The following is a 9,575-nucleotide window of genomic DNA, read 5'->3' on the forward strand; positions in this document are numbered from 1 at the left end:
GACGGTATCGCTGAGCCGAACCCTCTCTTTGATGCGGTGCCGCAGTATCTAGGCGGGTTCAGCCGCGTGTTTGGCATGGCCGTTTCCGGCGTGCCAAGTCGTCAGGTCCTGCCCAGCAAGCGGAGGGCTGAACAAGAATCCCTGTCCCTGATTGCATCCGTGCTTTTCTAGATAGCGCAGCGCGCTCTCCGATTCAATGCCTTCGCCGACTACTTCGAGGTGCAGGGTATGGCCGAGCGCAATGATGGCGTCGGTGACGGCTCGGCTTGGTGCATCGCTCTCGAGTCGCCGGACGAACGAGCGGTCAACCTTCAGCTTGTCGAGCGGGAGACTGGTCAAGGTGCTCAGGCTGGAATAACCGGTGCCGAAGTCGTCGAGCGCAACCTTCATGCCAAGTGACTTGATCCTGCCGAGTACCTTGATGGCGTCGTCGAAGTTTTCGAGAACCGTGCTTTCAGCGATCTCCAACTGCACACAAGCCGGATCGACTCCGCTCTGCGAGACGATGCAGCCGACCCGCTCGGCGAAATGTCGCTGCCGGAACTGCTGCGGAGAAACGTTGATGGCAATGGTCACGCGCAGTCCATCCTTGAGCCACTTCTGGTGCTGCCGGCATGCTTCACGGGCGATCCATTCGCCCAGCCCTTCCATCAACCCGGCGGATTCGGCTACTGGAATCAGCGAGTCCGGGGCGACCTGCTGCTCGGGGTCGTCTGCCAATCTCAGCAGAGCTTCGGCCCCGATCAGTAGGCCGCTTCGTATGTCGACGATGGGTTGGTAGAGCAGCTTCAGTCCGTGATTATCGAGTGCGCGTTCCAAGCGTGAGGTCAGCGTGCAGGTTGGAGTACCGGCCTGCTGCTCGAATTCCTTCGAATAGAATTGGTAAGCTGCGCGCCCAGATTGCTTCACCCGGTACATGGCCAGGTCTGCCGTACGGATCAGCGTATTCACATCCGTCGCGTGATCCGGGAAACAGCTGATGCCGATCGATGGCGACAGGCTGAGTTCCAGCGAATCGATCAGGTAAGGCCGGCTGATGCGGTCGACGATATGCTGGGCCACAACGGCCGCACGGTGACAGTCCTCTCCGATGCGTGCCAGGATGACGACGAACTCGTCGCCGCCGAGGCGGCCGACAAGGTCTTCGCGTCGCGTACAGCTTTTCAAGCGACTTGCTACTTCCTGTAGCACGCGGTCGCCCACCTCGTGACCGTGCAGGTCATTGATCGGCTTGAATCGATCGAGGTCAACAAACAGCAGCGCGCCGCGAATGTCGCCGCGCACGGCGCCCGCCAGCAAGCGGCCGCCGTTTTCAAAAATCAACGCTCGATTGGGCAAGCCGGTGAGCGTGTCGTGAAGCGCGGCTTCACGGAAGCACTGCTCGGCGACCTTGCGCTGCGTGATGTCCTGCATCGTTCCCCTGAGCGCGACCACGGTACCTTTGCCGTTGCGCACGGGCTTCCCCTTGCAGTGCACCCAGACTGTCGCGCCGGTACTGTGAATTGCCTGGAGTTCGAGATCGAATCCGTCGGTCTTTGATGCCTCGTCCACGGCGGCTTTAGCCCGGTCCCATGAGTCAAGTGTCAGCAAGGTGCCGCGTTGCTCGGAGAAGGCGGGAACATCCCGACCGAAGATGTCGTGCAGTGAATCCGACGTCTTGAATTCGCCGTTCTCTAAATCCCAGTTCCAGGTCCCGAATCGCGCGAGGTGATGCGCTTCCTCCAGTTCACGCTCCTTCTCGAGAAGGTGCGCATTGCTCTCCTGTAAAGAACGGTTACGTCGCGTGAGCAATCCGGCGGCAAGGCCGATTGCTTTTCCCACCTCATTGGCTTCCTTGACCCCAAGCAAGGGAATATCGACCCGGCGGCCCGCACCCAGCGCATTGGCCGGACCGATCAGGCTCTGGAACGAGGCGGCGATGCGCAACGACACCCAGCGGGCGAGAGCCAAACCGATGGCAAAAAGGCAGGCGATGCCTAATGCCATTGCCGAGAGACGGCGCGCGAATTGTCCACCCAGATACGACTGCGGGATGGAAAGGGCGACGGTCCAGTTACTCGCCGCGGAACGCGTGTAAGCCGCGAGCACCGCTACACCGTCTTTCATTACACCCTCGACGATGCCTTCCTCCGAAGAGAGAAAGCGCTGATGGAACGCTGCCGCGGGTTTCTGCCCCACGTAGCGCTCGGTTTCCCGGCTCCGCGCCACGATCGAAGCGGTTCGATCGAGGATCGTAGCCACCCAGCCGTCCGGTAGGCCCTGGCTTTCGAGAATATCTTTCAGGCTTTCGGGAGGCAGGGTGATGGTCAGCGCGAGTACGGCTCGATTTTCGATGAAGACGGGTACGACAACGGCGACGAGTTGTCTTTGAAGCAACGTGCTGAAGAAGACGTTCGATACGAGGGGACGTCTCGTATCCAGCACGAGACGGATAGCCTCCGGGTTGCCGTGGACCGGGAGTGCCTGGCCGAACGGTCGAGCGGTATTCACGAATTGCTGTCCCGAACGATCGGTAAGTACGACCGATCCAGGGAACTTGGTCTGCTCCAGGGCGCGGCGCGCCTGCATATGGAATTGCGCCAGATCGCCGGCTTGGAGGAAGCGGCTGGTGGCGAGCCCTTGGGCCAAGGCTTCGAGTTGCAGCACGCGGTTGTCAACTGCTTGAGCCAAGGCGCGGGCGGTCTGGATCGTATCCTTCTCAAGCTGCGTCCGACCCGACCTGTATTCGTAAACGAAGAACCCCACGGCGCCCATGATGCCCGGAACCAGGCAGGCGAGAACCAGCCAGAACAACAGGGTCCGTACCGAACGCTCGCGAACGGAGCTTTCGGCCTCTTCCACCGCCGTATCCAATGCCCCCGCACTGATCGTCAACACGCTTGCTCCGGCGATTGCTTCCTCAAGTCCGCGATAGGCCGCCTTTCCTCACACGAACCATCAGTGGCCCAAACGCTCGAAACTGAATCGCACCCGTTTCAACTGGACCAGGGCGTACAGCCAACCTGGTACGAGTGCCGTTCGATTGAATGGAGGAGAGCAAGCGTTGTTCCCGGCAACGGCGAAGGATTCGTGCGGGTTCCGACTCGGGCGGACACGGCAATTTGGCACTCGGTGGTGGTTTTGCGGAGGCGTCTAGCCGGCCCTTGGTACAACGGCATAGTTCTTTGTAGTAGCCTTTATGCGTTTGCAGACCATCCTCCCCGAAACCGGCTAATTTATCCGGAGCGCGCCGATCGGGATGTGTAGTTGGCAGGTCTAACGAAATATCGCGGGAGGTGCTTGTGGTAGGGGCGTCGAGTTCCGACTCAAGAATATTCGCGTCGTTTTGTACGGCGGCGGTCGTCGTCGTCGTGCTGGCTGCAAGTACCTGGCGAGTCGCAAGAGATGCGACCGAATCCGCTCGGTGGGTCAGCCATACGCACGAGGTGCTCAACAGCCTGGCTCAAGCCAAGGCCGCCACCGTTCAGATCGAACTGAGCACACAGAGCTTCCGGATTTCGGGCGATACCAAGCACTTGGCCGAGCGCGACCGCGTAATTGCGGAGCGCGAGGCGACGCTGCAGCAGATCAAAGAACTTACCGCGGACAACCCTCGGCAGCAGGAACGGTGGACTGACCTACGGCAGGTGATCAACGAACGTCTCGCCATTTCCAGGCAATCGGAATGGCTGCGCAAAACGCAGGGTGTCGAAGCCGCCACGGAGTTCGTCGCCAAAGCCCCGCTGCAGGAAACGCGGCAGAGAACGTACGGGCTGCTCAACGAGATGCACGCGGATGAGCTCAAGCTCCTTGAAATGCGCAGCGCCGAGCAAGCCAGTTCCCGCCGAGTTCTTCCGGCCACGGCAATCGGGGTTGCTCTATCCCTGGTGGTGCTTCTGTCGATCGCCTACGTCGGAATCCGGCGTCAGTTGCGGGAGACGGAGGCCCATCGACGTGCACTGGCACTTAGCGAAGAAAGCTTGTCGACCACGTTGCATTCGATCGGCGACGGTGTGCTCGCATGCGATACCGAGGGTCGCGTCACCCGTATGAATCCCGTGGCCGAATCGCTTACTGGATGGACTTTTGCGGAAGCCAAAGGCCGGCACGTCGAAGAGGTGTTCCGCATCGTCAACGAACGGACGCGCGCGCCGGCCAGTAATCCGATTGACGCGGTTCTTGCGACCGGGAAAACGCAGGCACTGATGAACCACACCGCGTTGATCGCCCGCTCCGGAAGCGAAACGCCCATCGCGGATAGCGCCGCCCCAATTCGCGATCCGGCGGGAAAGCTGACGGGGGTCGTTCTCGTTTTCCGCGACGTGACGACGGAGCGTGTAGCCGAAGATACCGTGCGAAAACAGAACGAGCTGCTTGAGGGAAGGGTGCAGGAGAGAACCCAGCAGTTGCTTGAAAGCCAGGAGCATCTGCGCAGCGTAATCAGCAACGTGCCGGCGTTGATCGCTTACGTCGACAACCAGCAGCGTTATGTGTACGTCAATCGGCAGTATCGCGAGAGATTCGCCGCGGACAAGGAAGACATCACCGGGTATACGGTTCGCGAAATCCTCGGTGAAGAGCGGTACGCCATAGCTGGTCCGCTGATCGCCAAAGTGCTGAACGGCGAGCCGCAGAGTTACGACTGGCAGCCTTTCCCCAACGTGTGGCACGTAATCAACTATGTCCCGAAACGCGACCCAGACGGTGCAGTGGCGGGGTACTACGTGTTGGGTACCGACATCACGGAACGCAAGAAGGCGGAGGAACACATCAAGGTGTTGAACACCGAGCTCGAACAACATGTGCATGACCTGGAGCATGTGACGCGTGCCCTACGCATGTTGAGCGCCGGTAATCGAGCGATGTTGCGTGCGAAAGAAGAGCAGGATCTGCTCGACAGCATGTGCGAGGCCATTGTTACCTGCGGGAGCTATCCCATGGCCGCCGTCTGGTACGGCGACCCCGTGGAACGCGCTTCGCTACGGCCGATGGCCCAATGCGGTTGTGCGAACGGCCTCGAAGGCCTGCGTGATTTGGCGGCGTCATGGCTGGGCGGACGAGGCATCGAGAACTTCGCCTTTACGGCGCTGCGGACTGGCGAGAGCGTCGTCGTGCCGGAGACATCCGCTGACCCCGCGTGTGCGGCCTGGTCAGTGGCCGATGGGCATGCGTCCGGGGTCGCCTGCCCGCTCCGGGTGGGCAATCAGGTCATCGGAGTCCTGACCATTTGCGGGGCGGAGAAGAACGGTTTTGATTCCAGCGAAATAAGCCTGCTCAACGAATCGGCAGACGATTTGGCTTTCGGGATCGCGAACCTGCGTGCGGCGGCGACGCAGAAGGAGACGGAAGCCGCGATGCAGCGAATGTCTCGTTTCGATGCGCTGACCGGCCTCCCCAACGAAGCCTCGTTCGCAGAACGCTTTCGGGCGGCATTGGACGACGCGTCGCGGAATCGTTCGCCGGTTTCGGTGCTTCAGGCCAACGTCGAGCGCTTGAGTGAAATCAACGACGCGCTGGGGTTCGATCACGGAAACCACCTCTTGAAAGAGTTCGGTTCGCGCCTCAAGGCCGCGGTTCCGGAAAGTTGCACCATCGCCCGCCTGCGGGGCGATGAGTTCGGCATCCTCGCGCCGCGGACGGATACCGCGGAGGCGGCAGCGCTCGCTCAGCGCATTGAGGCGTCGCTGTCGAAACCGTTCCCGATCGCCGATATCGACCTCGACATTTCCGCCAAGTTTGGAATTGCCACGTTTCCCCAACACGGCTCGACGCCGCACGACCTCTTCCGGCATGTCGATATCGCGGCTCACCAGGCCAAGAAACGCCGTGCCAAATGGGTTGTCTTCCAACCTGGCGGTAGCCGGGACCAGCGCCGGCGGCTGTTGATCGTCAGTGAATTGCGTCGGGCCATCGACAATGGCGATCTCGCACTCTATCTGCAGCCGAAGATCGATTTCGCGACGCTGCGCGTATGCGGTGCGGAAGGTCTGGTGCGATGGGTGCACCGTGAGCGCGGCATCGTGAGTCCGGCGGAGTTCATCGAACTTGCCGAACAAACCGGGCTGATCAAACCCTTGACCGAATCGGTCATCGAAATGGCATTGCGGCAGATCAGGGGGTTCGAGCGGGCCGGGAATCCGCTGCCGATTGCCGTCAATCTATCGGCGCAGAATCTACGCGACGAGTCGCTCCTTGTCACGATCCGGGATATGACGAGGAGCTACGGAATCAATCCGAGCCTGCTGGAGGTCGAGATTACCGAAAACGCAGTGATGGATGACGCTGAGTATGCGCTGGAGGTGTTGAACAGATTGAGGGAGGAAGGGGTTCAGATCTACATCGACGATTTCGGTACCGGCTATTCGTCCCTCAGTTACCTCCAACGACTCCCGGTTGACTACATCAAGATCGACCAGTCGTTCGTACGCGACATGTCGCTGCAACCGGATTCCGCGGTGATTGTCCGATCGACAATCGATCTGGCGCACGACCTCGGGTGCAGGACGGTGGCGGAGGGAATTGAATCCAGGAACGACTGGGACTTGCTCGCCAGAATGGGATGCGATGTGGCGCAAGGTTATTTCATCGCCCGTCCGATGCCCGCGTCCGACTTCTGTAACTGGGTCGCGGGGTACAGTCCGCTGGCTTTCCAGGGCGGCGACGAGCAAGCCTGAAAGACTAATTTCGTTATCGCGGTCCGGCTAGCGGTCGCCCCTGCGCCATCAATTGCCGGTCGGCGGCATTCCTAAAGCCTGGACGGGTCGAAGCCCGTTTCGGAGTAGATCGCCTGGATCGTTTCGTTGCCGATGCGCTGGGCCATTTCCTTGTGCGTCGCAATCAGCGCCCGCTTCAGGGCGGTGCGCTCGGCCGCCGTCGGGACATGGATTTCGGTCTTGCCGGTTTCCCTGATTCGCGCCAGCGCCTTGTCGTTCTCTTCCTTGGCGATCTTGTTCGCGTACTCCGTGCTCAAGCGCATGGCTTCCTCAAGTTGGTTGCGGATCGCCGTCGGAAGGCTGTCCCAAAACTTTTTGTTCGTGATTACCGCGTATCCGAGGTAGCCGTGTTCCGACAGCGTCATGTGGCTTTGTACTTCGTACATGCGCTGCGAGTAGAAATTCGAATGCGGATTCTCCGTTCCATCCACGACGCCTTTTTGGAGCGCCTGGTACACGTCGGAAAAAATCATCGCGTGGGGCAGGGCGCCCAACGCCCGCATCTGCGCCTCAAGGACTTTTGAGGACTGAATGCGCATCTTGAGCCCCTTGAAGTCGTCCGGGGTGCGCAACGGTCTGTTCGCCGAGAACGATTTGAATCCGTTGTCCCAGAAGGCGAGTCCCTTGATCCCTTTGGGCTCGAGTTTTTTCAGCAGCGCCTTGCCCAAGGGCCCTTGGGTAACGCGGTGCAGCATCTCCGTGCTGTCGAAGATGTAAGGAAGATCGAAGACTTCGTAATCACGGATGCCGAGGGGAGAGAACTTAGCGAGGGAGGGCGCCAGCATCTGTACGGCGCCCAATTGCAGGGCTTCCATCTCATCCTTATCCCGATAGAGCGTCGAGTTGCCGTAGACCTCGACCTTGACCGCTCCTTTGGTGAGCTTGCTCGCGAGTTCCGCGAAATATTGCGCCGCCTTGCCCTTGGGCGTGTCGGCAGCGACGACGTGGCTGAAAACGATAACGATCGGATCCTGCGCGAGGGCCGTGCCGCTGGCCAAGAACGCCAACGCGCAGCAAATACGGAAAAGCACACCCCTCATTTTCTGAGCCCGTCGCCCTGATTACGAACAAATGCGCTTGGCATCAAAAACCCCTTTCACTATGAATTATTCGCTGCCCAGCAAACAGTGTGGAAAACCACATGGCTCTCCCTGCGCGATGCAGATTTGTGGTTTGCCACAATTGTGGGCCGCACGGCAAATCGTAGGATCGCTTTTGCATGATGCGCTCACAAAAAACAATTCCCGCAGGGTCCGGGACAACAGCGCACCGATACGGCCTCGCCATGTAACCACGTCTCAGTAAGGAGAAACGTAATGCTCGGGATGTCTGCGGCAGCCATCGCCTCATTGGTAGGCGTTATCGTAGTAGTCGGCATTTCAATGTACAACGAGGATCTCAACGTCGGCATTGTGGCCATCGCCGTTGGTGTTGCAATCGGCGCCGTCTTCGCCGATTTGCCCGCGGTGAAGGTCATGCAGGCCTGGCCGCTGGATCTCTTCATGATACTCACCGGTGTCTGCTTTTTGTTCGGTATCGCGACGACGAACGGCACCATGGAGAAGTTTACAAGCAACGCGATCCGTCTTGCGGGCGGCAACACCGCTCTCATTCCGCTGATCATTTTCCTCCTGATCACGCTGATCACGACGATCGGGCCGGGAAATATCGCGACGGTCACGCTGATGGCACCAGTCGCCATGGCGATTGCTTCGCGCATCGGAATGAAGGCCTTCCTGATGACGCTGCTCGTCGTCGGCGCAGCCAACGGGGCGGCATTCTCGCCTATCGCTCCGACGGGGATCATCTCCAGCTTCTTCCTGACCAAGATGGCGCCGCAACTTGACACCATGGGGCAGCATCTCGGCGATTTGAACTCGCTGGCGTGGAAGATTCACTTCAACTCCGAAGTCGCGCAACTCGTCGGCAACATCGGCGGATTCTTCCTCCTCGGCGGCTGGGCCTGGGTGCGCAGCCAGCGTGATTCGACGCTGAGCATCGATGCCATCGCTCCGAAGCCGGACCCCTTTACCAAGCACCAGTGGATGACGCTGGCCTGCATCGGTGGCCTGGTTCTGCTCGTCATCCTCCCGAGCCTCTCCTTCACCAAGGGATTGTTCTCGCCCACGCTGATGAAGGTACTGGGCAATGGCAAGTCGGTTAACGTCGGCGCCATCGCCTTCCTGCTCTCGACGCTCCTGTTGATCTTCAACGCCGGCGACAGCAAGGCCGCGATCAAGTCGATCCCTTGGTCGGTCATCGTCATGGTCGGGGGAATGGGCATCCTGATCGACGTGATGGATAAGGCGGGTGGATTGAATGCGCTGGTCGGCATCATCTCCGCGGTTTCCAACCCCGTCACGGTCAATGGCATCCTCGGTCTCGTAACCGGCGTCATCTCAGCCTACTCCAGTTCGTCGGGCGTGGTCATGCCGATGTTCCTGCCGCTGGTTCCCGGTCTGATCGATCAGCTCGGCGGCGGCAACGCGATCTCGATGATCTCGTCGATCAACGTCGGCTCGCATATGGTCGATACCTCGCCGCTTTCGCTGTTCGGCGCCGTCTGCATCGCGTGTGCTGCGGAGAGCGAGGACAAGGGGAAACTCTTCCGGCAATTGCTGATATGGGGATTCTCGATGTGTGTGGTCGGCGCGATCATCTGCTACGTATTCTTTGGCCTGCTTGGCCTGTAGCACCGACCGACAAGCCAGTTTTCAAATAAGGGAGTGACGATGAGCGGGAAGACGAAGAAGCAATTGGGGGTCTTGCGTGAGTTACGTGAGCGTGCGGTGTTGGGGGGAGGGCAGAAGCGGATCGATCAGCAGCACGAGCGGGGCAAGTTGACCGCGCGGGAGCGGCTGGCGCTGTTGCTGGACGAAGGCT

General features: G+C 60.0%; 4 protein-coding genes. 2 read left to right on the forward strand and 2 right to left on the reverse strand.

Annotated features, from left to right (window positions below; genetic code table 11):
* Positions 1–48: 48 nt before the first annotated feature.
* The gene (locus NZ453_RS22005; protein ID WP_338051195.1) at positions 49–2,877 is read right to left on the reverse strand and encodes a bifunctional diguanylate cyclase/phosphodiesterase; all 2,829 of its coding nucleotides are present in this window, start codon (positions 2,875–2,877) and stop codon (positions 49–51) included.
* 404 nt (positions 2,878–3,281) lie between these two features.
* On the opposite strand from NZ453_RS22005, the gene NZ453_RS19470 reads away from it, so the two are divergent.
* Positions 3,282–6,653 carry an EAL domain-containing protein gene (locus NZ453_RS19470; protein ID WP_263772575.1) on the forward strand — a complete coding sequence of 1,124 codons (3,372 nt, stop codon included), beginning with the start codon at positions 3,282–3,284 and terminating at the stop codon, positions 6,651–6,653.
* A gap of 71 nt (positions 6,654–6,724) precedes the next feature.
* Here NZ453_RS19470 and NZ453_RS19475 read toward each other — a convergent pair whose 3' ends face one another.
* Entirely contained in the window at positions 6,725–7,732 is a 1,008-nt protein-coding gene (locus tag NZ453_RS19475) for a TRAP transporter substrate-binding protein (RefSeq protein WP_263772577.1), read from the reverse strand.
* 276 nt (positions 7,733–8,008) lie between these two features.
* Between NZ453_RS19475 and NZ453_RS19480 the strand changes: the two genes are divergently transcribed.
* Entirely contained in the window at positions 8,009–9,385 is a 1,377-nt protein-coding gene (locus NZ453_RS19480) for an SLC13 family permease (protein WP_263772579.1), read from the forward strand.
* Positions 9,386–9,575: the final 190 nt, after the last annotated feature.

Origin of the sequence: Propionivibrio soli, from assembly GCF_025770765.1 — a bacterium.
Lineage (GTDB): Bacteria > Pseudomonadota > Gammaproteobacteria > Burkholderiales > Rhodocyclaceae > Propionivibrio > Propionivibrio soli.

Coding starts and splice junctions, on each gene's coding strand:
- NZ453_RS19475 (WP_263772577.1), bottom strand. CDS start 7,732: ATGAGGGGTGTGCTTTTCCGTATTTGCTGCGCGTTGGCGTTCTTGGCC.
- NZ453_RS19480 (WP_263772579.1), top strand. CDS start 8,009: ATGCTCGGGATGTCTGCGGCAGCCATCGCCTCATTGGTAGGCGTTATC.